General features: G+C 51.4%; 19 protein-coding genes. 3 read left to right on the top strand and 16 right to left on the bottom strand.

Annotated elements, in window-relative coordinates; genetic code table 11:
- Window positions 1–61: 61 nt before the first annotated feature.
- From BUB30_RS29460 to BUB30_RS29425, 8 genes are all read right to left on the bottom strand, one after another.
- Entirely contained in the window at window positions 62–2,698 is a 2,637-nt protein-coding gene (locus BUB30_RS29460; protein ID WP_073141829.1) for an FtsX-like permease family protein, read from the bottom strand.
- Between the two features lie 9 nt (window positions 2,699–2,707).
- Window positions 2,708–3,040 carry a PadR family transcriptional regulator gene (locus BUB30_RS29455; protein WP_073141827.1) on the bottom strand — a complete coding sequence of 111 codons (333 nt, stop codon included), beginning with the start codon at window positions 3,038–3,040 and terminating at the stop codon, window positions 2,708–2,710.
- Window positions 3,041–3,161: 121 nt separating this feature from the next.
- The gene (locus BUB30_RS29450; RefSeq protein WP_073141825.1) at window positions 3,162–4,601 is read right to left on the bottom strand and encodes a TolC family protein; all 1,440 of its coding nucleotides are present in this window, start codon (window positions 4,599–4,601) and stop codon (window positions 3,162–3,164) included.
- A 17-nt stretch (window positions 4,602–4,618) separates the two neighbouring features.
- Window positions 4,619–7,768, bottom strand: a complete 3,150-nt coding sequence (locus BUB30_RS29445) for an efflux RND transporter permease subunit (protein ID WP_073141823.1) — start codon at window positions 7,766–7,768, stop codon at window positions 4,619–4,621.
- A gap of 52 nt (window positions 7,769–7,820) precedes the next feature.
- On the bottom strand, window positions 7,821–8,960 hold the full coding sequence (locus tag BUB30_RS29440; RefSeq protein ID WP_073141822.1) for an efflux RND transporter periplasmic adaptor subunit: 1,140 nt from the start codon (window positions 8,958–8,960) through the stop codon (window positions 7,821–7,823).
- 165 nt (window positions 8,961–9,125) lie between these two features.
- Entirely contained in the window at window positions 9,126–9,512 is a 387-nt protein-coding gene (locus tag BUB30_RS29435; protein ID WP_073141820.1) for a hypothetical protein, read from the bottom strand.
- A gap of 366 nt (window positions 9,513–9,878) precedes the next feature.
- Window positions 9,879–10,082, bottom strand: coding sequence for a hypothetical protein (locus BUB30_RS29430; RefSeq protein ID WP_073141818.1), 204 nt, complete (start codon window positions 10,080–10,082; stop codon window positions 9,879–9,881).
- Between the two features lie 49 nt (window positions 10,083–10,131).
- Window positions 10,132–10,671, bottom strand: a complete 540-nt coding sequence (locus BUB30_RS29425) for a retropepsin-like aspartic protease family protein (RefSeq protein ID WP_084138463.1) — start codon at window positions 10,669–10,671, stop codon at window positions 10,132–10,134.
- Window positions 10,672–10,937: 266 nt separating this feature from the next.
- On the opposite strand from BUB30_RS29425, the gene BUB30_RS29415 reads away from it, so the two are divergent.
- Together BUB30_RS29415 and BUB30_RS29410 are read left to right on the top strand one after the other, a co-directional pair.
- Window positions 10,938–12,101, top strand: coding sequence for a sensor histidine kinase (locus BUB30_RS29415; protein WP_084138462.1), 1,164 nt, complete (start codon window positions 10,938–10,940; stop codon window positions 12,099–12,101).
- Window positions 12,098–12,835, top strand: a complete 738-nt coding sequence (locus BUB30_RS29410; RefSeq protein WP_073141812.1) for a LytR/AlgR family response regulator transcription factor — start codon at window positions 12,098–12,100, stop codon at window positions 12,833–12,835. The genes BUB30_RS29415 and BUB30_RS29410 overlap by 4 nt, the downstream gene beginning before the upstream one ends.
- A gap of 195 nt (window positions 12,836–13,030) precedes the next feature.
- On the opposite strand, the gene BUB30_RS29405 is transcribed toward BUB30_RS29410, so the two are convergent.
- From BUB30_RS29405 to BUB30_RS29390, 4 genes are all read right to left on the bottom strand, one after another.
- Window positions 13,031–13,402, bottom strand: coding sequence for a hypothetical protein (locus BUB30_RS29405; RefSeq protein WP_143165135.1), 372 nt, complete (start codon window positions 13,400–13,402; stop codon window positions 13,031–13,033).
- 178 nt (window positions 13,403–13,580) lie between these two features.
- Window positions 13,581–14,957 (bottom strand): FGGY-family carbohydrate kinase, encoded by a 1,377-nt coding sequence (locus BUB30_RS29400; RefSeq protein WP_073141808.1) that lies wholly within the window; start codon window positions 14,955–14,957, stop codon window positions 13,581–13,583.
- Window positions 14,957–16,231 (bottom strand): sugar isomerase, encoded by a 1,275-nt coding sequence (locus BUB30_RS29395; RefSeq protein WP_073141806.1) that lies wholly within the window; start codon window positions 16,229–16,231, stop codon window positions 14,957–14,959. The genes BUB30_RS29400 and BUB30_RS29395 overlap by 1 nt, the downstream gene beginning before the upstream one ends.
- Window positions 16,232–16,269: 38 nt before the next feature.
- Window positions 16,270–18,414 carry a bifunctional aldolase/short-chain dehydrogenase gene (locus BUB30_RS29390; RefSeq protein WP_073141804.1) on the bottom strand — a complete coding sequence of 715 codons (2,145 nt, stop codon included), beginning with the start codon at window positions 18,412–18,414 and terminating at the stop codon, window positions 16,270–16,272.
- A gap of 246 nt (window positions 18,415–18,660) precedes the next feature.
- On the opposite strand from BUB30_RS29390, the gene BUB30_RS29385 reads away from it, so the two are divergent.
- Window positions 18,661–19,692, top strand: coding sequence for a GntR family transcriptional regulator (locus tag BUB30_RS29385; RefSeq protein ID WP_073141801.1), 1,032 nt, complete (start codon window positions 18,661–18,663; stop codon window positions 19,690–19,692).
- Between the two features lie 10 nt (window positions 19,693–19,702).
- Here BUB30_RS29385 and BUB30_RS29380 read toward each other — a convergent pair whose 3' ends face one another.
- From BUB30_RS29380 to BUB30_RS29365, 4 genes are all read right to left on the bottom strand, one after another.
- Window positions 19,703–19,927: a CDGSH iron-sulfur domain-containing protein gene (locus tag BUB30_RS29380; protein ID WP_073141800.1), complete on the bottom strand. Its 225-nt coding sequence runs from the start codon at window positions 19,925–19,927 to the stop codon at window positions 19,703–19,705.
- A 60-nt stretch (window positions 19,928–19,987) separates the two neighbouring features.
- On the bottom strand, window positions 19,988–20,713 hold the full coding sequence (locus BUB30_RS29375; protein WP_073141798.1) for a hypothetical protein: 726 nt from the start codon (window positions 20,711–20,713) through the stop codon (window positions 19,988–19,990).
- Between the two features lie 161 nt (window positions 20,714–20,874).
- On the bottom strand, window positions 20,875–21,978 hold the full coding sequence (locus BUB30_RS29370) for a hypothetical protein (RefSeq protein ID WP_073141797.1): 1,104 nt from the start codon (window positions 21,976–21,978) through the stop codon (window positions 20,875–20,877).
- A gap of 385 nt (window positions 21,979–22,363) precedes the next feature.
- Window positions 22,364–24,760, bottom strand: coding sequence for an ABC transporter permease (locus tag BUB30_RS29365; RefSeq protein ID WP_073141795.1), 2,397 nt, complete (start codon window positions 24,758–24,760; stop codon window positions 22,364–22,366).
- Between the last annotated feature and the right edge of the window lie 141 nt (window positions 24,761–24,901).

The following is a 24,901-nucleotide window of genomic DNA, read 5'->3' as shown; positions in this document are numbered from 1 at the left end:
CCGGATGAATCGCTGTCTATTGCACGACAAAGGTGCTCACAGTGCTATTGCGATCCATGGGTTATTCATAGCGCAGCGTCCGTACGGGGTTCGCCCTCGATGCACGTGCTACCTGGAAGCTGATGGAAAGCAACGCCAGCAAAACCGTGAGGCACACCGGCACCAGCGCCATCCACCACGAAAGGTCAACCCGGTAGGCGTAGCTCTTCAGCCATTGGCGCATCAGCAAATATCCCAGTGGAATGGCTACGGCATTGGCCATGATGATCAGACGAACGTAGTCGCGTGTCAGCAACACCATGATCTCGCGGAGTGATGCACCCAGTACTTTTCGAACGCCGATCTCTTTCGTGCGCTGGGTCACCATGAAGGAGGACAATCCGAACAGACCCAGACATGAAATAAAGATCAGCACTTGCGAGCCGCTCACCAGGGCCGCATTCATTTTCTGATCCGATTCATAGAGACGCATCAGTCGCTCGTCCAGGAACTGGTAGCTCAGTGGTTCGTTGTTCATGACCGCCTTATAGGTCTGTTCGATGCGGCGAACCATTTCCTTCGGATGTTGTCCATCGGTCTTCACGTACAAAAAGCTGGCATATGGCGTGAGGCCCATCACCAGCGGTGCCACCTTTTGTTTTAGGGAAAATAAGTTGACATCCTTTACTACGCCAATCACCTGACCCTTCTTGCCATAGTTGAAGCCCTCGATCTTGCGGCCCAGTGCGCCTTGGGGTGTTTTATCCCAACCATAGGCCTTTACCGCTGCCTCGTTCACCAGGTAAGCGGCTTTGTAGTCGGCTTCGTTCGTGGGATCGAAGTTCCTTCCCTGGATCACTTCAAGACCCAACACACGCAGGTAGTCTTTATCGAAATGCAGTCGTGATACCGTGCTGGATTTCATCTCGCCGTTTGCCCGTTCCACATAATGTTCATCCACCATGTCGGAATAGCCCGGCACATAGTCGCATACTGCTGCACCCGATACACCGGTCACGGCCAATAGCTTTTCCTTCAGCACCAACAGGTCCTTCATATACGCGTCCGGGATCGTGACGATCATCACATTCTCCTTGTTGAAGCCCAAATCTTTTTGGCTGAGGTACCGCATCTGTGCACTCACCACCAGAACGGCCACAATCATGATCGCTGAAATTGCAAACTGCGTCATCAATAGCGTTTTCCTAAAATGCGCCTTGCCCGGGCCACCGCTAAATTTGCTTTTCAAGATTTGTATGGGATTGATCCAGGACAGATAGAACGCCGGATAAAATCCCGAGAGCAACGACAAGATCATCACCACGCCCGTCGCCATCGCCAAAAATTCGCTTTGACGGAAGATGTCCATGTCGAGTTTATATTCCATCAACGCATTGAAGCGAGGGATCAACAAATAAAAGAACCCTGCGCCGATCGCCGCCGCGATGAACGTGATGAGGACCGCTTCGATCATGAATTGCTTCTGGATCTGGTGACGCAGAGCGCCAATTACCTTTCTCACCCCGATCTCCTTGAAGCGATGAGCCGACGCCGCAATGGCCAGGTTTGTATAGTTTATGCCGGAAGAAAAGAGAAAGAACAGCGCCAGCACGGAAAACGCATAAATATATCCAATGCTACCGCCGGGAGAAAGCTCATACATTTTGTCGGAATGAAGATGAATGTCCGTCAGGGGCTGAATGAACACCGACACCTTTGCGCCAAAGGCCTCCGCTACCTTCTTTATATTTTCATTGGCGGCGATAAATTTGCTCATTCGTTTTTGCAATGCCTGCGGATCGGTCCCCGCGTTGACGCGAATGTAGGTATACGCATGCGAGTCGTCCCACACATTGTCATTACCCCGACCTTGCCAGCCAACCATCGCTTCCGGACGCCAGTGACTGCTATAAGGCATGTCATCCACTACGCCGCCCACGGCAAATTCCTGCTTGTCGATACGGATCACGGTTTGCAAAAGGTCGCGCCGCTGCAAATAATCCGGGCCAAAAATCTTTGCCGCCAGGGTATGTGATAGCACCACCCTGTCCGGCTGACGCAAGGCCGCGGCATTGCCGGCCAGAAAACGGAACGTGATCACCTTGAAGATGGTGGAGTCGGCTATAAATATGTTTTGTTGATAAAAAGATTTGTCCTGGTAGCTAACAGAAGAATTGCCCGTGGTATAGGACCAGGTCATAAAGCGGGCCATGTCGCTGATCTCGGGAAGCGCTTCTTTCAAGGCCAGCCCAATCGCCGGCGGAATGGGTGCGAACTGGGTTTCTTTTGTGTCGATCACCGTACTACAGCTCACGCGATATACCGACGACGGATCGTCCACATACCGGTCGTAGGAAAGTTCCGTATAGACGTAGGCGATCAGCAACAATGAGCATCCTATCCCCAGGGCCAACCCCAAGGTGTTGACCACGAGAAATTGTTTGTCGCGCTTCATGCTTCGAAACGCGCTTTTCAGGTAATGGCCGAAAAGCATCCGGAAAGATGTTTGAGAAAAACCGTGCTTTCTTCTCCGGAGAATGTAGGGCCTGAAAAAAGAGAACACATCCAGCACAAAATGAAAGCGTGCTGCCCGAACACCGTCGTCGCGGATGCGTTCATAGAACCGTTCGTGCAGGTCACCTTGGAGATCGTGGAGCAAATGCGGGGCGCAAAACCATGCAAAGAAGCGATCCGCCCAAACCGGTGGTTTATGTTTCATAGGTATACCTTATATATTTTTGAAAACAACTTTCGGCATCAGGCTCCACAGGGCGTCCCGCTGTGTTTTGCTGCGCAGCAAAGCCTTTTTCCCCGCGGCAGAGATCGTGAAGATCCGTTTACTCCGTCCGCCCCGTTCCTGGGTGGCGCCGCCGAGTTTGGAATCCACATATCCCTTTTCTTCCAGGCGGTTTAAAGCAGAATGTACCACCGCAAAAATGACATGCCGCTTGGTGACCCGTTTGATCTCTTTTGCGATGGCAATGCTATAGGCCTCTTCCTGTAAGATACCCACCGTGAGCAGCACCAGTTCTTCAAATTCGCCGAGGTTTGTTCCTTTCATGAACACTTATTTGTTCACTAAATGTATAGCTAATAAACGCGAATGTCAACGGTTCTATTTTATTTGTTATGCAAATAATGATGAAATATCACCACCGGAGGTGCGGGTTAACAAAAATTTATCAGTCCCATCCACCCCCTAAAGCTCTATACAAGGCAATCAACGAATGAAACTGTTCCTTCCGCGTATCGGCCAGCGCCAATTCGGCTTCCAGTACGCCGCGTTGGGCTGCTACTACCTCGAGGTAGTTGGCATAGCCTGTTTTAAAAAGATCGCGCGACGTGGTGACCGCATTTTGCAGCACAGCTACCTCCTGCTCTTTCAGGTTGGAGGTGGCCTTCAAATTTTCAATCCGGTTCATGTTGCTCACTACCTCGCTGTAGCCATTGAAAACTGTGCGGCGGTATTGGTGAAACGCCTCATTTTGAAATGCCGTGGCGGCCTTGTAGTCGGCGCGAATGGTATTGCGATCAAACAACGGCGCCGTTAGCCCACCCAAAACGTTATAGGCAATAGAACCCGGTGTACTAAAAAAATAGGCTGAACTAAACGACTGCAAGCCAACCGAAGACGTGATGGTAAGCGATGGAAAGAATGCTGCATAGGCCGCCTTCACATCAGCGTGCGAGGCCAGCAACGCCAACTCGGCTTGCTGAATATCCGGACGCCGCCTTAGCATTTGCATGGGAATACCGACGGTGACCTCGGATGGAAGCACATGCGTTAGTATGGGCTGGCCTCTTTCCACGGGGTTGCCCATACTTCCACGCAAAACATTCAATGCGTTTTCGGCGTCTACGATCTCCTGCCGCACACGATACTCCAGGCCTTGGGTATTGATCAGTTGGGCCGTGAATTGTTGCACAGCAAGCTCGTTGGCTCTGCCCGCCTGCTTTTGGACCAGGATCACCTCCACGGCCTTTTGCTGGAGCCGGATGTTTTCTTGGATGATCAGCAACTCGTTGTCGAGTGCGAGCAGTTCATAATATAACACGGCCACCTCGGCAACCAGCGTGGTCGTGACCCAGTGCTTTCCTTTTTCGCTTGCCAGCAGGCGCGCAAAGGCGGCCTTCTTGCGATTTCGGAGCTTTCGCCAGAGATCGATCTCCCACGAGCTTTGCAAGCCAACATAATATTCCGGGAGGTGTTCGGGGATACGTTTGTCTTCGGTGATGTTGTCGGAAAAATTGGTATCAAAATTTCCAACACCGTCCATAGTATGATCACCAAACTTGCGTTGACCCCGGGCCATGAAAAGATTTACGGACGGAAAGAGGGCTCCCTTTCGCAACATCACGCCAGCCCGCGTCATCTCGATGCGTTGCAAAGCGATCTGGACATCGGGATTGCTTTCGATGGCTTCGCCGACGAGGCGGATCAAATGGGGATCTCTAAAAAATGCGTTCCACGGGGTACGGCCCGAACTGACCGTGTCGGCAACCGCGCCAAAAGAATCCGGCACCTTTACGGCTTGAGGAAGCACAGGCCTGGTCATTTTACAACCTGTACACATGGCCACTACGAAAATAAAAACACTATAGGTTGATCGCTTAAAAGCCATAGTCCAATCTCAATTTTTTAATTTACGATATGTAGATGCTCACTTAACTTCACCGCGGGCTTGCTTCGTTCGGCCCAACTCGCGAAGATCACATAGAGGCCTGGAACGAGAATGACGCCGAACACCGTTCCGACGATCATGCCACCAGCAGCGGCGGTGCCGATGGAGCGATTGCCCAACGCGCCGGCACCCGTAGCCATACACAACGGTATTAGTCCCGCCACAAAAGCAAACGAAGTCATCAGGATGGGACGCAACCGGGATGCTGCACCTTCCACGGCGGCTTTCAACACCGTCAGTCCCTCTTTTTGTCGCTGAATGGCAAACTCCACCACCAGAATAGCATTCTTTCCCAGCAGTCCAATCAACATGACCAGCGCGACCTGCGCGTAGATGTTATTCTGCAAACCTGCCACGGTCAGGAAAAAGAATGCGCCGAAAATTCCCGTCGGCAAAGACAGGATCACCGGTAGCGGCAACAGGAAACTTTCATACTGAGCCGACAGCAATAAGTAGACGAACAAGAGGCAGATCATAAAAATGAAGATCGCCTGGTTACCGGACAGGATCTCTTCGCGCGTCATCCCCGACCACTCGTAAGTGAATCCCCGGGGCAGGGTTTGGCTGGCCACTTGCTTGATGGCTTCGATGGCATCGCCGCTGCTATAGCCGGCCTTCGCCTCACCGTTCACCATGGCCGCGGTGAACATGTTGTAGCGCGTTAATTGCTCGGGACCGTACACGCGCTCTAAATGGACAAAAGCCGAGTAGGGAACCATCTCGCCTTTGTCGTTCTTCACATGCAACGCGAGGAGGTCTTCCGGGTTGGCACGATAATGCGCGTCGGCCTGCACCATCACTTTATACATTTGACCAAAGCGAATAAAGTTGGTGGCATACAAACTGCCGATGAGCGTTTGCAGGTTGCTCATGGCTTTGTCGATGGTCACGCCTTTTTGCGCCGCTGTTTCCTGGTCGATGTGGATCATGTATTGCGGGAAGCTGGGATCGAAACTGGTGAAGGCATCGCCAATTTCCGGCCGCGCTTTCAAGGCCCGGATGAAGTCTTCGGTCACCGACGCCGTTCGTTGCAGGTCGCCTGAGCCTGTCCTGTCCAGCACGCGAAGCTCGAACCCACTCGCATTGCCGAAGCCTGGCACGGTCGGCGGCGGGAAGAATTGAATGCTGGCATCGGATATGTTCCTGGTTCGCTCCTCCAGTTCCTTTATGATTTCCGGGAGCGACTCCTTGCGCTCATCCCAGGCCTTCAGGTTGATCATGCCCATACCATAGGAGGACCCTGCGCCATCCGTCATCAAGCTGAATCCCGCCAGCGTAGACACCGATTCCACGGACGACATACCTTTTGTGGCCACCTGCACTTCGTCCATTACGCGCTCCGTCCGTTCAACGGTTGCGCCCGACGGCGTGGTAATGTTCACATAGATCATGCCTTGATCTTCCGTGGGAATAAATCCGGAAGGAAGTATTGTATTGATACCCCATGTCGCGACGATAAAAAAAAGCAGCAACCCCATCGTCACAAGGCGGCGGCCCGCAAGCGCCGTGATCAATGACTGGTATTTATTCGCTACTGCCCCATACCCATTGTTGAACTTTAAAAAGAAACGTTGGAGTAAATTTTTACCATGATTGTGCTCGTCAGCCTTCTTGAGCATGATCGCGCACAGCGCGGGCGTGAGGGTTAACGCGTTGATCCCCGAGATAACAATGGCAATCGCCAGCGTCAGCGAAAACTGGCGGTAAAAAATTCCCACCGGCCCCGACATGAACGCCACGGGCACAAACACCGCCGACATCACCAACGTGATGGCCACGATGGCGCCGCTGATATCCTTCATGGCCGCAACGGCTGCTTGCTTTGGCGGCAAGCCCTCCTCCATCTTCACGTGCACGGCTTCCACCACCACAATGGCGTTGTCGACCACAATGCCGATGGCCAGCACCAGCGCAAACAGCGTTAACAGGTTAATAGAGAATCCCAGCATCTGCATGAAAAAGAATGTGCCCACCAGTGACACCGGCACGGCCAACGCGGGGATGAGCGTGGAACGAAAGTCCTGCAAAAAGATAAACACCACCAACGACACCAGCAGGAAGGCTTCCACCAACGTACGCACCACCTCGTGGATCGATGCATCCAGGAACCGCGACACATCATAACTGATGGTATACTTCATGCCCGGTGGAAACGAAGCGGCTTGAAGCTCCGCCATCCGTCGCTTCACATTCGAGATCACTTCGCGCGCGTTGGATCCTGGGCGTTGCTTCAGCAGGATCGCGGCCGAGGGTTTGCCATCGAGCTTGGAGAGAATGCCATAGTCCATGGAGCCGAACTCGATGTCGGCAATGTCTTTCAGTTTTAGCATGGCGCCTTCTTCGGTGGCGCGGATCACGATGTTGCCATACTGCACGGGTTCGTTGAACTTGCCCGTGTAGCGCAGCACGTATTGAAGCATTTGTTTGTAACGGTCGGAACTCTCGCCCGCTCTGCCCGGGGCGGCCTCTACATTTTGGTCACGCAAGGCCTGGATCACTTCGTCGGCGGACACTTCGTAGTTGGCCATACGGTCCGGTTTGAGCCATATGCGCATGGAATACTCGCGGGCGCCCATGATGTCGGCGAAGCCTACGCCGTCGATGCGTTTTAGTTCGGCGAGCACGTTGATGTCGGCGAAGTTGTAGATGAAGTTTTCGTCCACGGTGTTGTCGTCGCTGGTGAGGTTGAGGTAGAGCAGCATGCTGTTCACCTCTTTTTCAACGACCACCCCAGCCTTGATCACTTCTTCCGGCATTTCATCCAACACCGTGGACACGCGGTTCTGTACGTTCACCGCCGCCAGATCGGGATCGGTTCCCACCCGGAAATATACTTGAATGATACTGGTACCGTCGTTGCTGGACACCGACGTCATGTAGGTCATGCCGGGCACGCCGTTCACCGCCCGTTCGATGGGGGTGACTACGGCCTTGGCACACACTTCGGCATTGGCGCCGACATAGCTGGTGGTGACCGTCACCGCGGGCGGCACGATGTCGGGGAATTGCGTGACCGGCAGCTCAACCCAGGCCAGCACACCCAGCAGGGTGATGAGTAAGGATATGACCAGTGAAAGCACAGGCCGTTCAATAAAGGTGCGAAACATCTTTAGCGTTGTGGTTTAAAAGGATTTGACGAATACAAAAAAAATCTTCGCCCTAAATCTTGGCGACGGCTGCAGGCTTTTGTTCCGTGATGAGGATGAGACTGTCCAACGGCAGATAGGCCGGGGTGATGCTCATGCCATTGCGGATGTTCTGGATGCCTTCGTAAACCACTTTGTCGCCTGGCTTCAGCCCGGTTTCCACGATATAGAAATGAGAAAACCGCAGCTTGGGCGTGAAGCTTTGCATCTTCACTTTATTCTTGCTGTCGACGACGAACACATAGGTTTTGTCCTGGATCTCCATCGTTGCCTTCTGCGGTACGAAGAGGGCGTTCTGTACCGTGTTGGTCAACCTAACTCTGCCGCTAGCGCCGTGTTTGATGAGTTTCTGCGGGTTGGGGAATTTGGCGCGAAAGGCGATGTTGCCCGTGCTGGCTTCAAACTCACCCTCCACGGTCTCGATCTTTCCTTTGTGTGCATACAAGGTGCCGTCGGCGAGGATCAACTCCACTTCGTCGTTCTCCTTTTTGTGGTTCAGTTTCTTTTTGATGTATTCGAGGTATTCCTTTTCCGATACATTGAAGTAAGAATAAAATGCATCGACGTCGGAAACCGTGGTGAGCAGCGACCCTTCGTCGATGAGGCTTCCCATCTTGAACGGCAACCGATCGATCACGCCATCGAAGGGAGCTTTGACCTGTGTGTGCGACAATCGGATCTCAGCGTTGGATAAGGATGACCGGGCCTCTTCGGCTTTGGCGCGCACGGCAGCCAACTTGGCCTGGGCCATTTCGAGTTCGGTCCTGGAGATGATGTCTTTCTCCACCAGCAACTTCACCTGGTGTAGCTCCAGTTCAATGGCCTTGGCATCGGCTTCGATGCTGCGCAGATTTGCCTTGGCCTGGGTGTATTCGGCTTTATATTCCTGATCATTGATGCGGAAGAGTAGCTGTCCCTTTTTTACTTCCTGGCCCTCGTCTACATAAATGTAGTCCAGGTAACCTTGCACGCGCGCACGGATCTCTACGTTGCGGAAGGCGTTGATGTCGGCAACATACTCGCGGTGCAGCACGGTGTCTTTCGCGATCAGTCGGGTGACCGGCAATTTTTGTTGCGTGTCTGTTTTGCGTTCGGGGCTGCAGGCGGCGATCCACACGCAAAAAAATAAAATAAAAATCTTGATGTTTTTCATAAAAGCCCAATCGTATTAATGAGATCACCACGCTCAATTTTTGAGCGCGTTAAAAATGTAATAGGCGTTTCATTTCATTCGTTGGAATGAAATGAAGATCATCGTTTTCTCCGTGACGCGAGGCGTAGCGCATCAAGAGAAAAGGCGAATGACCAAGAACCGCTATTACGAATACTTGGGCGGTGGTGTAGTTTTTTCTAAAATAGGGTCGTTGAGAGCAAAAGGATTACGCGGTGCTTTCTTGCGTTCTGCAAAAGCCGCTACTCTAGAAACCGGGGAAAGAGCGGGTAAGATATAATGCTCCTTTTCAATGAGGTCATCTTCATCATCGTGCGGGTCGGTGTCGGTGTCGTTCACATCGAAGAAGGCTTCCATGATCACTTCCAGCAAGGAAGAATCCGAATGCACCTGCACCTCGGTGCCCCGCGACAGTGACGCTTGCACGGTGGGAAAAAAGATCGTGTTGAACAAGCCCAGCAGACACAAATACAACACACCCGCCGATAGTATACCGGGGCGTTGTGTGGCACTTGTTGTTCTGAATATGTTCATCGATCGTTCAGCTCTATGGTAAATATATCCTAAAGGAAGCGCTTAATGAAAAATAATGCGGATAGTTTTGGATTTGCGGCACATGAAAATGATGCTAACGTTTGCAAACGGACTGTTCGGAGAAATAAATCTTGGGCTTGAGCACAACCTTCGTTCGAACACACCAGACCGGTCATGTCCTCTTTTGACGCGCTTATCCTAAATCACCGTCACAAAAAAGATATTGGTGACATCCGTTCCTGAAAAAAGAACTCCGTATTTACCCGGATCGATAAAAAATTAAAGCCAACCATCGACGACACTGTGTTGCAGCATGGAATTTTTCCAAAAGCTTATGGCGCGGAAAATAATTGCACTTGTGCTAAACTATTGATACAACTCCAAAATCCGCTTCCGCTGACTTTCGATGGTATCTTTCATTTTCGCTAACCGGCCCTTTAATCCCGAGATCGTGATCCGTGCGCGGTGCAGTTGATCGGTGCGACGGCGCAGGTTGGTTTGAAGATAGCTGATCATGTTCAGCAACTCGGTTTTGCCGAAATCTTCCAGATTTTCTTTTTTGTCTTTCATGGGGAGTCTGGTTTAGATATTACATCAACGTGTCTACTGAAAAAACATTTTACTTTTTGAACGAAATGACATGGTTCTTAAAGTCAATCTGCAAATGGTAGTACGCCATCAGGTCGGACCCCAAAATGCCGGCGATGCGGATGCCCTCCTGTTCCATGAAGGGCTTCGAGAACTCAACCATATCGCGACTCTTAAAGTGATGGGACTTCACCGTCAGGGTACCCAGCTCCAACACACACGGGGTCACTCGATTTGCGGTAGTCGTACCGTTGAGATCGGTGACGCACACTTCATTATACAATTCGTCCTGTCTCGTTTGGAATCCGAAATAGTCCGCTTCGCCTTCATTCAAAAGCGAAATGGAGGCACCCGTATCCACAATGAAGTGAGCCGTCTTCCCGTTGAGTTTCGCGGTGATGAGGGGTATACCTCCGTGTGTTCGAAACGGTACGTGATGGTCTTCATTTTCGTACAGTGGGCGAACAGGCGAACACGAGAGCCCCAGGATGAACGGGATCCATAACACCAGGCAAGATTCCCACCACGATCGTTTTTTTATGCATTGCCGGTGAATTTTCGCGTACATCATGATTCAACAAGAAGAAGTTATCCGTATTTACCAGAGCATTGGATGGTCCGGTCTCATTCGCCAAACGAGGCCCATAGCCTACTGCAAATGCTGGTCCATTTTAGAGAAGTCTGATGGTAAGACTTCAAAGCCATGCACGAGGTTGCAGTTTCCACTCATTAAAATTATCGGACACCCTCGAAAATTCGCAGTGCATCTTGTAAGGTAGTACTGTCGTTTGTCTAAAAAGTAACGCGGATGAGCGGGAAAATTGTGATCTTCGCTCTATGTCACCCGCCCAAAAATTGAAGGAACAAGAGAACCTGTTCGACGTCGCCGTCAGCCATTCCCTGGTGCTGCGCAGCCGCCTGGCGTGGCATGTCATTTTCTGGGTAAGTTTCCTGCTCTACGAGGGTTTCATTTGGGGGATGGTGGATGGGAAGTATACCGAGCGGCTGATGATCTCGCTCCTGGAATTGCCGGTGAAGATCATGGCCACCTATTTTACCTTGTACGTGCTCATCGATAAGCTATTGATCAACCGGCGGTATGGTTCATTTCTGCTCGGACTGATCGCTTCGATGGCCGCTTTCGGACTATTGTTCCGGATCTTGTCCTACTTCATTGTCTATCCCCTCTACTATCCCGAAGGCCAGGCCCTGCCGCTTTTCTTCCTGCCAAAGATCCTGATCTATATCGGCACCATGTATGCACTGGTGGCGATCGTGGCCTCGTTCCACTTGTTGAAACACTGGTATAATCACCAACGCACCGCCCAGGTGTTCGAACAAATGGCGCAGCAGTTGGAGAAGGAAAAACTGGAAGCGGAGTTGAAGCTATTGAAGTCGCAGATCAATCCCCATTTTTTGTTCAACACGCTCAACAACCTGTATGCCCTCACGCTGAATGATCCGGCGAAGGCGCCGGAAACGGTGCACAAGCTTTCGGAGTTGATGAGCTACATGTTGTATGACAGCAACCAGGCCGAAGTGCCGCTGCTGAAAGAAGTGCAGCACCTTCAAAACTACATCGCCCTGGAGACCATGCGCTACACGGAACGTCTCGACGTGTCGCTCAATCTGTATGACAACCTGGACGACATCAACATCGCCCCCCTGCTGATCCTTCCGTTCGTGGAGAACAGTTTCAAACACGGGGTGCACAACCAGATCGCGCAAAGTTGGGTTAGGGTGGATATTCTCTTGCAGGAAAATACGCTCGTGGTCAAAGTCGAGAACAGCACCGGCACGCCCCCCGAGGCCGCCGAACGTCCCTTCTCGGGCATCGGGTTGCAGAATGTGAAAAAGCGGCTGGCCCTGATCTACCCGGGGCGGCATACGTTGCAGATCCATGCAGAGGCGGAAACGTTTCTCGTGGTGATGAAGATCGAACTTTTGGATGCCCCCGTACGTAAACCAACCGGAGTCAACGCTTATCCCGCATACACATGATCAAGTGCCTCGTTGTCGACGACGAACCCCTGGCCCGTCAGCTCCTCGAGTCCTACGTGACAAAAGTGAGTGGCCTCAGCCTCGTAAAAAGCTGCGAGAATGCCATCGAAGCCTTCACGCTGCTGCAGAAAACCAAAGTGGACCTCATCCTGCTCGACATCCAGTTACCGCAAGTGACGGGTATCGACCTGCTGAAGTCCCTGAAGGATCGGCCGCGCGTGATCCTCACCACGGCCTATCGCCAATATGCTTTCGATGCGTATGACCTCGACGTTGTCGACTACCTGCTGAAGCCCATTTCATTCGATCGCTTCTTGCGCGGCATCAGCAAAGTGTTCGAGCTCAAACAAGTCGCTCCCGCCGAAGTGCAAAACGATTCATCCTTGTTGCGATCCTATGACGAAGCGTATCTTTATTTCAAGGAAGATCGCGAGATGGTGAAAGTCTATTTGAAAGACATCCTCTATATCGAAAGCCTGCGCGACTATGTGCGGGTGAAGACGGCCACGCGGCAGATCATCACGTATCAAAAAATAAGTTACCTGGAACAAACTTTGCCGGAAAGGAAATTCACACGCATACACCGCTCGTTCATTGTGCCCATCGATAAGATCTCATCGTTCACCCCCACGGGTGTCAAGATTGGTACGATCGATATCCCCATCGGGCGCAATTATAAGAACGAAGCGCTGAGGGCTTTGAACCGCAATAATGTATTCATGAAACAGGAGTAGTTGACGTGCCTGAATTGGAATAACCCTGGCCTTTAGGCCAGGGACAAGCACACCTCCATCATCCGGGCTTTAGCCCTGACTGCATTCAACCCTTTCAAAGAAAAATTAATCACAATAATGTGTGGACAGACCAAGCCTAAAGCCTGGGCTACTCAATGTTGATAGATTTGCAGCATTACTGGAAGGAGCCGCGGACTAGCGCGATGAGACAGAATCGGCCTTGAGGGTATTTTGTGAATCGGAATTGATCTTCTTCAGATTCTTCTTGATGTTCTCTTTCACGGCCCGGGGCTTGTAGCGCTTGGCGCCGGGATGGGGACAATCCCAATCTTCTACAGAGACATCCTGGATGTATTTTACGTTGGGGTCGCGCATGCGCTGACGCTGCAGATCGGCATCCGCCTCGCGTTCGGCCTTGGCGGAGAGATATTGCGCTGAAGGCCGGTAATGCTTTTGGAGCTTCGCTGTCTTCACCCGGGGGCAGGGGATCAAACCGCCGTGGCAAGACATCATCGAAAGCATCAATACAAGAACAATTACACGCAGGAGCAACATGGCATGGTTCATTTTGGGTTCAAAAGGATTCAATTCGCGATACGCCAACTACCTTAGACGGGGTCTTTCCCGTGCCCTTAGAAAACAACCTTCTATCTATAAAGGTTTGGGGTAGGGATTATTGTGAATAGAAATTTATTATTTTTTTTCGGATTTCCAGCATGTGGGAAAAGACTTCGCTGAAGGGAAATTACCGGGGATTTACGGCATAATGCCTCAATCCGATGAGGTTGGCGGGCAAGGGTTTCTGATTCCATCGGGCATGCAGGATCAGGGCGGCGCCCAACGCGGTGGCTTGCGGCACAGACGCGGCAAAGACCTCCACCCCCGGAAACAGGGTCGCCAACAGGTGCATATAAATACTGTTTTTGCTAAAGCCGCCATCGACAAAAATGCGCTTCACATCCGTTCCCTGCATCACGATCCGGGTCGACATCCGCTGGCGCGCCACGATGTTCATGATCAGGGCATGATAGGCCACGGCGCTGTTCCCAAAGTCTTTCAGATCGGTTTCTCCGAAGACGGAATGTTGCAATGTGTCGCGCAGGCATCGCTCCTCCCATCCCCTCTTTTTTAGCCGGTCGATAATCTCCGGGTCATGCGCCACCGCTGTGATCTGCTCAATCGGTTCACCGTAGTGGTCAGACAACCGCTTAATCTCTTGCTCGTGCTCATACCCGGCAAACAAACGCGAGGCTTTCACGGGCTGGCCTTGGTAGGTCAGGTAGCATAAACCATCGTGTTGCAGCTCGTCGGTCGTGAGCGGGGTGTTGTTGAAAGGGTTCAGGCTGATGCACCACGTGCCGGTGGACAACAGGATGAAGGGCTCGTGAAAGTTTTTGAGATACGGGATGAGGGCTGCAGAGCTGTCGTGGAGACCGATGCCGACGGGAATGGTCTTTTCGTTGCTGCGGACCATGACCACGTCGGTGCTTTTTTTCAACGGAGGAAATTTCAGGTCGATGCCTTCGCGGGTTACCCATTCGTGATAGCGGTTCTGCTCAAAGTCCCACAGGTTGGTGTGGCAGCCGATGCTGGTGATCTCCGAACTTGGTTCGCGCGTGAGGATAAAGCTGAGGTATTGCGGGAGATGTAAAGCATACTTCAGGGCTTTGAACTGGGCTGGCCGCTCTTCCTTGAGGCGATAGAGCTGCATGCCGGAGTTCAGGCTGCCCAACACAGGCGACGCCGTTCGCGCGGAAAAGGAGGTCTCTCCTCCATAGGTTTTGTAAAAGCGCTCCTGCAGTGCCGGTGGATAGGCTTTCAGATAGTTGTACAGAGGTAAAAACGGCTCGAGGCTTTCATCGAGGTAAACAAAGCTCGCACCATAGCCCGAAATGTTGATGGCCCGAACGTCGTAGCGTTTGTCGTGTATCACTTTTTGCCAGGCGTCGCGCATCCATTGGGTGAGACCCTGCACGTCTTCGCAGAGCATGCCGTCTTCGTCTGTGGTCTCGGGCAAGTGTGTGGTTTCTTCTTCCACCAAGGTATACGACTCGTCAAACAACAATATCTTTTTATTGGTCTTGCCAATATCGAAGATCAAAATGACGGGCAGGGCGTGCATCAAAGTCCGGTGGCAATGGTTTTGAGGCCGCGTTGTTTCACGAGCTGTTCGCGCACTTGCTGGTCGCGGAAAAGCTGGATCGGGTCGAGCGCTCCACCGGTTCGCAGCCGGGCTTCGGCTACCAAAGGCCTGACGTCGGTGCGGAATGCATTTTGTAAAATCTCCTGGGCGCGCACCACGTCGTTATTTTGTTGGGCCGATTGCAAGGCGGCGCGATCCACCAGCAGGGCCTGCGCGTAGGTGATCAGGATGGCCTCCACCGACTGCAGCAGATCTTCCAGGGGGTCTTTCACATTGTGGGAAGCATCGATCATCCAACCCAGATCGGTCGTGTGATCCATGCCGCGGGCGTCCATGCCCTCGACCAGTTCGTTGAAGATGAGGAACAGTTGATACGGTTTAATGCTGCCCACGGTGAGATCGTCGTCGCCGTATTTGGAGTCGTTAAAATGGAAGCCCCCGAGTTTGCCCTCCATGAGCAACAAGGCGACGATCTGTTCGATGTTGGCGTTGGGCAGGTGATGCCCCAGGTCTACGAGCGTGTATGCTTTGGGACCCAGCTTGGTGGCGTAAAGTAAAGATTGCCCCCAATCGCCGACCGTGGTCGAATAGAAATTGGGTTCGAATGCTTTATACTCGACAAACATTTTCCAGGTGGCCGGCAACGCGGCATACACTTCTTGCAAACTTTCCAGGGTATTCTGAAAGGCCTTCCTGAAATTGAGCTGGCCTGGGAAACACGATCCGTCCGACAGCCATACCGTTAGCGACTGCGAACCCAGCGCGACGCCGTGTTCGATCACTTCCAGGTTGTGTTCCACCGCCTGGCGGCGCACCGCTTTGTCGACGTGCTGCATGGAGCCAAATTTATAACTCAGCTTTTGTCCGGGTTGGTCCTGGAAGGTGTTGGAGTTCATGGCATCGAAACGGATGCCGTGTTGTGCAGCCAGCGCTTTGATAGCCGCGCCGTTCTTTGGTATATCCCAGGGAATGTGCAGCGAGATCGCGCCACTAGAGCGATTCAACTGATGGAGCAGGCCGATGTCTTCAATTTTTTCTTCGAGACTTCGCGGTTCGCCACCACCAGCAAATCTGGCAAAGCGAGTGCCACCCGTACCCAAGGCCCAGCTCGGTATGGCCACCTGGAAATCGGCCAGCTTCTTCACAATGGTTTCGGCATGGGGCAGGTCGGCCGTGAGCGCTGCGAATTTTCTTTTGTGTGCCGCGCTTAAGGTCTCGTTGTGTTGATCGATCTTATATTTTTCCAGTTGCATTTCTTTTCACCGTTAGGAAAATAAAATATTCTTTCTTGTTATCGCATGAATCCTGCGGCCACGCCACCATCGACGTTGAGGGCGTTGCCGGTGGATTTATTGAGCAAGCCCCCCACAAAGGCAAAGCACGCGTTGGCAATGTCTTCGGGCAATATGATTTCGTTCAACAGGGTGCGCTTGGCGTAGAATGCGGGGAGCTCCTCCACCTTCACGCCATAGGCTTTCGCGCGACCTTCCGCCCAGGCACCTGCCCAGATCTTGCTGTCGGCAATGACCGCATCGGGGTTGATCACGTTGACGCGAATTTTGTCGGCCCCCAATTCGGCGGCATTCAACCGACTCAGGTGCAGTTGCGCGGCTTTCGCCGAACCGTAGCCCGCATTGTTCGGGCCCGACACCAGCGCGTTCTTGCTGACAATGTTCAGTACATCGCCGCCCAAGCCCTGTTTGCGCATCACGTTCACGCCGGCTTGGGTGACGAGGAATTGTCCTTTCACCAAGACGTCGTATAACAAATCCCAATCTTTTTCCGTGTGTTCTTCCAGCGGTTTGGAAATGGAGAGACCGGCGTTGTTCACAATAATATCCACCCCACCAAAGGCAAGCGCGGCGGTGTGCATCGATTTCTCCAATTGTGCTGCGTTGGTGACGTCCAGAAGCGTGGGAGCAAACGCGTCTTTGCCGTATTGCTTTGTAAATTCTTCCTCGGCGGATTTCAATCGGTCGGGGTCATTGTCGCTGATGATGACACAGGCACCTTCGTCGGCAAATTTTTTGGCGATGGCTTTGCCAATGCCTCCCGCGCTGCCGGTGACCAGCGCCACGCGGCCCGACAATGCTTTGGGTTTGGGCATTCGTTGCAACTTGGCTTCTTCCAGCAACCAGTATTCTATGTTGAAAGCTTCCTGGCGTGGCAGCGAGGTGTATTCGGAAACGGCCTCCGCGCCCTTCATCACGCTGATGGCGTTGATATAGAATTCGGCGGCTACGCGGGCGGTTTGTTTGTCTTTGGCAAACGTGAACATGCCCACGCCGGGGTAGAGAATGACCACCGGGTTGGGGTCGCGCATGGCAGGGCTGTTGGGATGTTTGCAGGTCTCATAGTAAACTTTATAGAGCTCGCGGTATTTTTCGAACGCGGGCGCCAGCTTTTCCTTTAGTTCCTTCACGCCGGTCAGCGACTCGTCCGGTTTCAGTTCCAGCACCAGGGGGCTGATCTTGGTGCGGAGAAAGTGGTCGGGGCAGCTGGTGCCCATGGGCGCCAGTTTGGGTAGGTCGTTGCTGTTGATAAATTCCAGCACCCGGTCGTCGTCGGTGAAATGGCCGATCATGCGGGTGTGGCTGGAGCAGAAACCGCGCAGCAGCGGGGCCAGGGTGGATGCTTGTTGCCGGCGTGCGTCCGGGGCCAGGCTTTTGAGCCGGGGGCCGCCAAAGACGGGGCGTTTCTTGCCGTAGTTTTCTTCCAGGTATTCGGCACAGCGTTCCACGACCTCCAGGGTGTTGACATAGCTTTCATAGGCGGTGTCTCCCCACGTGAAAAGACCATGCGAACCCAGCATGATGCCGCGGATCCCCGGGTTTTCGTCCAGGCACTGTCGCAATTTCAGCCCCAGGTCAAAGCCGGGGCGTTGCCACTCCACCCAGCCAATGGTGCCGCTGAACAATTCCTGGGTGATGCGTTTGCCGTCTCTGGCCGCGGCGATGGCGATGGCGGCGTCGGGGTGCAGGTGGTCGATGTGTTTGAAGGGGAGGAACCCATGGAGGGGTGTATCGATGGAAGGCGCTTTGGAGGCCAGGTCGTAGATGCAGTGGTTGAACAACTCCACCATTTCGTCTTCATAGCGGATGCCGCGGTAGACATTGGTGAGGCTGCGCAGGCGGTCGACATAGAGCGCGGCCAAACCGCTTCGTTTCAAGGTGCCGATGTCGCCCCCGGATCCTTTTACCCACATCACTTCCGTTTCTTTCCCGGTGAGCGGGTCTTTGGCCGTGGCCTTGCAGGAGGTGTTGCCCCCGCCATAGTTGGTGAGCCGGAGATCGGCACCCAACAAGTTTGAACGATAGATGAGCAAGCCCACTTCATCGCCGGCCAGCGACTTCGCTTTTTCTTCATCCCACAAATAACTGACATGCTTGAAGCTCCCGGATGTCAACGCCGCGTTTTTACTTTTTTCTAAAGCCATGCTCTGTAAGGTTTGAAATATTTTTTAAGATCACTCTTTTAACAACGATCATGCGTTCCTTCCTGCTCGGAAGGCTCATATTGCCCCGGCGCCGACTGAACGTAAAATTCACGCCAAAATACCCGCGCGCACCCGCTTTACTGTCCTGCACCATCATGACGAAATTATGTTGTTCTATTGTTACCTTGTATTTTTAATTTAAAGATTTATTCTCGACTTTTTAGCAACCCTGTTTCCTAATTAAACATGAAAGCGCCTTCTTTTTACAGCCATGTTATCATCGACGAGTATTCTTCCACACCGAAGTATATCCAATTGGCCAACTCGATCCTGAAAGCCATCCAGGACGACTTCATCAAAAAAAACGATATCCTCCCCTCTATCAATGACCTCAGCTTCGAACTGGAGATCTCGCGCGACACAGCCGAGAAAAGCTACCGCTACCTGAAGACCATCGGTGTGCTGGGTTCCGTTCCCGGCAAAGGTTATTTCATCAAAAGCACAGACGTGGGCAATACAAAAAAAATCTTTCTGCTCTTCAACAAGCTGAGCGAACACAAGAAGATCATCTACGACGCCTTCGCCTCTACCCTCGGCGACCTGGCGACGATCGATTTCTATATCTACAACAATGACTTTGCGTTGTTTAAAAAATTGCTCGCCAATAAAAAAGACGATTATGCCTACTATGTCATCATCGCCCATTTTCTGGAAGGCAACGAAAATGCATACGAGATCATCAACTCCATTCCAAAGGAAAAATTGATCTTGTTAGATAAACTGGTGCCCGGCGTGAAGGATGAATTTGGAGCGGTGTATGAAAATTTTGAAAAGGACATTTACCAGGCGCTGGAAAATGCGTTAGAACGGCTTAGCAAATATCACACGATCAAAATTATTTTTCCTGAATACACCTATCATCCGGAGGAGATCCTGAAAGGTTTTCGTCGTTTCTGTCATCAATATGCTTTTGCCAGCAAAGTGGTGCACAACATTGAAGAAGAACCCATCGGCAAGGGGGAAGTATACATCAACCTGATGGAGAAGGACCTGGTGATCCTGATCGAAAAAATACTGGCCATGAAGCTCACCGTCGGCGAAGATGTGGGGGTGATCTCGTACAACGAAATCCCTTTGAAGAAATTCATCCTCAATGGCATCACCACCATCTCTACCGACTTTCAACAAATGGGCGAACGCGCGGCGCAGCTGATCCTGGAAAATTCCAAGGCGCATGTTGAGATCCCCTTCAGCATTACACTGCGGGCGTCACTCTGATCTAAAGGTACTAGACTTTTTTGGGAGGAAGCTCGAACGCCTTCGCATCGTGTTCGAAGTGTCCTTTGTGTGAACCATCGCAAAAAGGTTTGTTGGCCGAACGGCCGCAACGGCAAAGCGATACGACGGTGCGACCTTGAAGGCCATAGGCATTGCCCTGGACGTCAACAATTTCAAAGTCGCCTTCTACTTTTACGGAGCCGTTGCTGTTTATGGTAAGTTTGGTGGTTGCCATGATGGAGTTTACTGAATGTGGGTGCAAAGATAGAAATCCCGCGATCACACCGAAATGTGTTTACGCCTTCCGCGTTCTTTTTGTCAGGACCTGGATGCGTTCTTCAAACTGGGGCCTGAGCGTATCGATGAAGGCCGTTGGTTCAGGATGCGTATTTATGATCCCGTACCACTCGCTGGCCTTTAGCGCGTGCAGGGACTGCATCATTTCGTCGCGCTTTTTCTGAAGATAGGCCACCATGGCCTGGGGATCGGCCAAGGTCTGGGGTTGATACGGCACGTGGCTCATGGCGTTGCCGCTGAGGATGTGCTGATGGAGTGCGCTCAATTCCTGCAAGTCGCCGGCATCGTACAAGGAATTTAGCTGGGCGGTCATGGTGGTGGCGCGTTCCGAGAGCGCGGGGTCGCCATTTACAAATTTGTCGGGGTGGACGCGTACGACGGCTTCTTTGTACAGCCGCTTTAATTCTTCCTCTGCTCTTTTGTCGGAAGGGAGCATTTTTTTTGCAGGACCGGTTTTCTTCAGGCCCTTTGGTTCTTTATAGTTTTTCCCTTTCTTCTTTTGCTCGCGTCGCTTCTCCTTTTTCTCATTCCTCAGACGCTTATACAGCGTGGTCAAATCCCTCAGTCTCGCGATTTGAGGCTGTAGTGCGACGCGGACCTGGGTCTCAAAGGCATTGATGCGCGCCTCGATGCCACCAAGCTCCGCCTCCAGGGCAGCAATCTCGCTTTCGATGGCGCGAATGGTTTCGGCCGATGGATTAGGCTGATGTGCAGGGTGGGTCATGCGGGAGACAAAGATACATCATTCTCTTGTTCACTGGCCTGGCAAATTAGGGGTTATGTCTAAGATCATATGGCGTGGCTTGTTTCCCTTTTTAAATATTTTACAAATAAAGAAGGCGCCTTGTCTATGGCGCCCTCATTATTTATTAGCTCAGACCTGATTTACTTCAAGGATTTTTTGATCTCCGCTACGGCAGCTTCCAATTGGTCCAATTTCGATTTCTGCTCGCTCAACAATTTCTGTTGATCTTTCACCAATTCATTTTGCTGAATACTGTATAATGTCAGCTCTTCTATTTTCTTTAAAAGTAACATGTTCATATCGCCAAGATCTATTCCGGCCTCCTTCATCTGATTTGCTGAAGGTATTTCCGGCAAGTGCTTGTTCTCGGTTATATATGTTTTAAGGTTTTCCAAAGAAAAAAGATCATAAGTGCGTTCAAAAACATAATCAGGTCCCGGCACGCTTAAATCCACTTTGACTTCTTGCGCATGGATTGTCCCTTTGACCGCGAGCATGGCATCCGGATTTGTTGTGCCAATGCCAACAGAGCTATTTTGAATTCTCATCACCTCATTGCCAGCATGTTGAGTATTGTTGGTAGATGTATAAAAAGCAAGGATGCTGGCAACTGATCCTGTTCCGGCTATTGCTTTGATGGCCGCCTGGCTATAGTTTAGGTTATCCGGACTGACATGAAATTTAAGGGCTCCAATAACCTGATTTGGCAAAACATGGGATTTAACAATAATACTCCCATCAGGCGTTGGCCCGTTATTTAAATACAACATCGATCCATCCAATCCATCTGTGTTTGTCCCCAGCTGTGCTTTGACGAGAGAGAATAACGACAACGGAGTTGTTGTCCCGATCCCAACATTTCCCAATTGCGTCCCACTCTCGCTGGTGGCAAAAATCGTGTTCCCATTCAAAAGTTTTATCAAATCCAATCTCCCACCGGCGTTCACACCGCCTGCATAGGGAAAGCCCACTCTGAAGGTAAGATTGTTTGCACCAGAACCCGTTAGACCCAGGTTAAGGATATCCAAAGGAGTGTTTGTAGAAAACTGCGTTCCTCTCAGCCGCAACATCGAATTGTCGCTTACGATTTCGACCTTCGCGTTGACGGTTGTGGAGGTGGTGCCTATTCCCACATTGCCGTTCCCATAGTAAATATTGCCGGTCGTTGCTCCCGAAGGCAACCATTGCGCAATGCTGTTGCTGGCAACCAATAACAAAATAAGGATCAGATAATTTTTTTTCATAGTGGAGATAACATTTAGATGGTGAATTATTTAAGTAGTAAGTAAAAGTGTTTTATTGGTGTTTTACGATCATAACGCTAACTAAACAGATTGATAACACGCCATTTTCCGCCTGGTAAGCCGGGCCTTAAACTCTGGGAAGGGCAATTCCACACGTCAATTTTTCGGACGAACGGGCCAGAACGATGACGGTAGGATCTCGATTGCGTAGATTTTTAGATGGGGAATCATTCTTATCGCATTGCCACTAACTGAGCGGTTGTAAAAGTAGAGAAACAAAATATATCTAACAACTGAGTCGCTAGGTAAAAAAAAGGCCGGCGAATGCTACATCCACCGGCCCCGCTACATTGCTAACCCTAGCGCTGTATATTTTCAGAAAGAACTATTCATATCGCAGCGACTTCACCGGATTGGCACGCGCCGACCGCAGCGTGTGATAACTGATGGTGACCAACGCGATGACCAGCGCGATCATCCCGCCCAGTAAGAATATGAGCGGATTAATGCTGATACGGTAGGCAAAATTTTGCAACCATCCATACAACAACCAGTACGTCAGCGGACTGGCCACAATGAACGACACCACCACCAGCACTGTAAAATTCTTCGACAACAGCATGGTGATCTGTGTTTCGGTGGCTCCCAGCACCTTCCGGATGCCGATCTCTTTTGTTTTCTTTTCGGTGGTGATCGCCGCCAATCCGAACAGCCCCATACACGAAATCAAGATCGCCAACGACGCCATGATGGCTACGACAGAACTCATTTGCTGATCGGAGCGGTAGAGGTTGGCAAAGTGCTCGTCCAGGAACGTGTATTCAAAGGGAAAGCTGGTGATCTGTTTGTCCCACAGATTTTTTACCAGGGCGACCGTTTGTTCTATGTTTGCGCCACTGACTTTGATCGTCATTTCGCTGTAGCCCCACCCGGGGTGTACGACCATGGAAAGCGTGTTCACCTTATGGTGAAGGGAGTTGAAATTAAAATCCTCCACCACGCCAATGATGGTGCCCAGCGAATCGTTGTGATACCATCCGTGGCCCGCCGGCGTGCCCACGGCTTCTTTTAGATTCAACTCCTTCGCCAACGACTCGTTGATGACAAACGCCTTACCCGCATCGCCTGCAATTTCCTTGGAAAAGTCCCGGCCTTCTTTCAGTTTGATACCATATACTTTCAAATACTCATAATCGACGTTGACATTGGAGGGCGTGATGTCCACGATGCCAGTGTCGGCTTTTACTTTAAAGCCCCATTGGTGAAAATTATTACCCAACCGTTGGCCGGACGCTGTGACCCCGAGTATGGAAGAATTCTTTTGCAGTTCTGTTCTTAGTGTCTCGAATTTTTCATTCACCTCTTTGTTCATGCTCACCAACATCATCTGATCTTTGTCGAATCCAATGTCTTTGTTCTTCATGAAATACAACTGCTGGAGCACGACCAGTGTGCTTACGATCATGGACAGGGCCAATCCAAACTGCACCACCACCAGGCCGCTTCTAAAAACGGATTTGCCATCGACTTTGCCACCGCCCTTCAACACGCGGGAGAGACTGAAGGATGTCATGTAGAATGCCGGGTAGATGCCGGTGAGCAGTCCCAGCCCCAGGGTGATGGCGAACAACACCACGACCTCCATCTCTTCTCCGAACAATGACCACAAGCTAAGTTGACGGCCGATCAAATCGTTCAGTATCGGAACAAACAAGAAGTTGAGCATCAGCGCCAGCACCAATGCCACCATCGCCAGCAAAACCGATTCGAAGATGAACTGCGAAAAGAGCTGAAATTTTTTCGCCCCCACCGTTTTGCGAACACCGATCTCTTTCCAGCGATGCGAAGCGCGCGCCGTGGTGAGGTTCATAAAATTTACACCCGCGATGAGCAGGATGAACAGCCCGATGACAAAGAACACATCGAGATATTTGCCGTTGAATTTCCGGTAGTTGTTATAGTCATGCTCGATATCAGTAGAAGCCAGGTGAACATCTTCCAGGCGTTGGAGAAAGAGCGTGTAAGCTTTGATGGCATCTTTGTCCATGTGGCGAATCAGGAAGTCCGGGAACTTGGCTTCCAGGGCTTTGATGTTTGCCTGGGGCTCCAGCACAAGATACGTGTTGAGGTAATTGGACCCCCACTGATTATTGAACTTGCGATCTTTGCTGAGATAGAAAGTAGTCGAGATGAGTGCATCGAACCGGAGGTGAGAGTTTTCAGGAACGTTTTTTAGTATGCCCGTAACCTTGAACTCCTCCTCGCTCAGGGTAACGGTGTTGCCCATGGCACTCTCCAGCGACGGGAAAAATTTGAGCGCAGTCTCTTCCGTCAACAAAAGGGAGTGCGGATCATCCAGCGCCGTGGCCCGGTCGCCGGCCAGCAGGGCGTAGTCAAAAATATCGAGGAACGTACTGTCTACGGCACGCACATCCTTCACCAGCAATTGGATCTCACCCTTTTTGAACACGGTACTACCCTGATCATAGAAGCGTGTGAAATTTTTGATCTCCGGAAAATCGGCTACCATGCTTGGCCCCATGCCCGGCATGGAAAGCGCTACCTTTTGCAGGTTGGTGCCGCTGAAATTCTGCACTTCATCCAGCCGGTAGATCACGTCCTTCTGGGCGTGAAAGGCGTCGAAGCTTTTTTCATCCTTGATAAAAAGATAGATGACCATGCATGCAGCCAGGCCGATGGCGAGACTGAAAATATTGATGAAAGCGTACAGCGGGCTGTGCCGGATGTTTCGCAAGGCAACGGAAAGATAATTTTTGATCATATGGCTAGGGTTATGGCGGGAATACTCTACAGGAAAAGAATGGTTACAGGAAGTTAAGACTATTTCAGAACCGTTCCAGGGTGGCAAACTCGTTTTACAAAAAATTAACATCCCAACCCTGCGCCTTTTCCGCGGTTCCCG

It is taken from the genome of Chryseolinea serpens (genome assembly GCF_900129725.1).
Lineage (GTDB): Bacteria > Bacteroidota > Bacteroidia > Cytophagales > Cyclobacteriaceae > Chryseolinea > Chryseolinea serpens.
Note: the sequence above shows the minus strand (reverse complement) of the source record. Positions and strands in the feature narration are given on the sequence as shown.

Coding starts and splice junctions, on each gene's coding strand:
- BUB30_RS29375 (WP_073141798.1), bottom strand. CDS start 20,713: ATGACCCACCCTGCACATCAGCCTAATCCATCGGCCGAAACCATTCGC.
- BUB30_RS29450 (WP_073141825.1), bottom strand. CDS start 4,601: ATGGCTTTTAAGCGATCAACCTATAGTGTTTTTATTTTCGTAGTGGCC.
- BUB30_RS29410 (WP_073141812.1), top strand. CDS start 12,098: ATGATCAAGTGCCTCGTTGTCGACGACGAACCCCTGGCCCGTCAGCTC.
- BUB30_RS29365 (WP_073141795.1), bottom strand. CDS start 24,760: ATGATCAAAAATTATCTTTCCGTTGCCTTGCGAAACATCCGGCACAGC.
- BUB30_RS29370 (WP_073141797.1), bottom strand. CDS start 21,978: ATGAAAAAAAATTATCTGATCCTTATTTTGTTATTGGTTGCCAGCAAC.
- BUB30_RS29430 (WP_073141818.1), bottom strand. CDS start 10,082: ATGAAAGACAAAAAAGAAAATCTGGAAGATTTCGGCAAAACCGAGTTG.
- BUB30_RS29415 (WP_084138462.1), top strand. CDS start 10,938: ATGTCACCCGCCCAAAAATTGAAGGAACAAGAGAACCTGTTCGACGTC.
- BUB30_RS29445 (WP_073141823.1), bottom strand. CDS start 7,768: ATGTTTCGCACCTTTATTGAACGGCCTGTGCTTTCACTGGTCATATCC.
- BUB30_RS29400 (WP_073141808.1), bottom strand. CDS start 14,957: ATGCACGCCCTGCCCGTCATTTTGATCTTCGATATTGGCAAGACCAAT.
- BUB30_RS29435 (WP_073141820.1), bottom strand. CDS start 9,512: ATGAACATATTCAGAACAACAAGTGCCACACAACGCCCCGGTATACTA.
- BUB30_RS29440 (WP_073141822.1), bottom strand. CDS start 8,960: ATGAAAAACATCAAGATTTTTATTTTATTTTTTTGCGTGTGGATCGCC.
- BUB30_RS29460 (WP_073141829.1), bottom strand. CDS start 2,698: ATGAAACATAAACCACCGGTTTGGGCGGATCGCTTCTTTGCATGGTTT.
- BUB30_RS29425 (WP_084138463.1), bottom strand. CDS start 10,671: ATGATGTACGCGAAAATTCACCGGCAATGCATAAAAAAACGATCGTGG.
- BUB30_RS29455 (WP_073141827.1), bottom strand. CDS start 3,040: ATGAAAGGAACAAACCTCGGCGAATTTGAAGAACTGGTGCTGCTCACG.
- BUB30_RS29390 (WP_073141804.1), bottom strand. CDS start 18,414: ATGGCTTTAGAAAAAAGTAAAAACGCGGCGTTGACATCCGGGAGCTTC.
- BUB30_RS29380 (WP_073141800.1), bottom strand. CDS start 19,927: ATGGCAACCACCAAACTTACCATAAACAGCAACGGCTCCGTAAAAGTA.
- BUB30_RS29395 (WP_073141806.1), bottom strand. CDS start 16,231: ATGCAACTGGAAAAATATAAGATCGATCAACACAACGAGACCTTAAGC.
- BUB30_RS29405 (WP_143165135.1), bottom strand. CDS start 13,402: ATGAACCATGCCATGTTGCTCCTGCGTGTAATTGTTCTTGTATTGATG.
- BUB30_RS29385 (WP_073141801.1), top strand. CDS start 18,661: ATGAAAGCGCCTTCTTTTTACAGCCATGTTATCATCGACGAGTATTCT.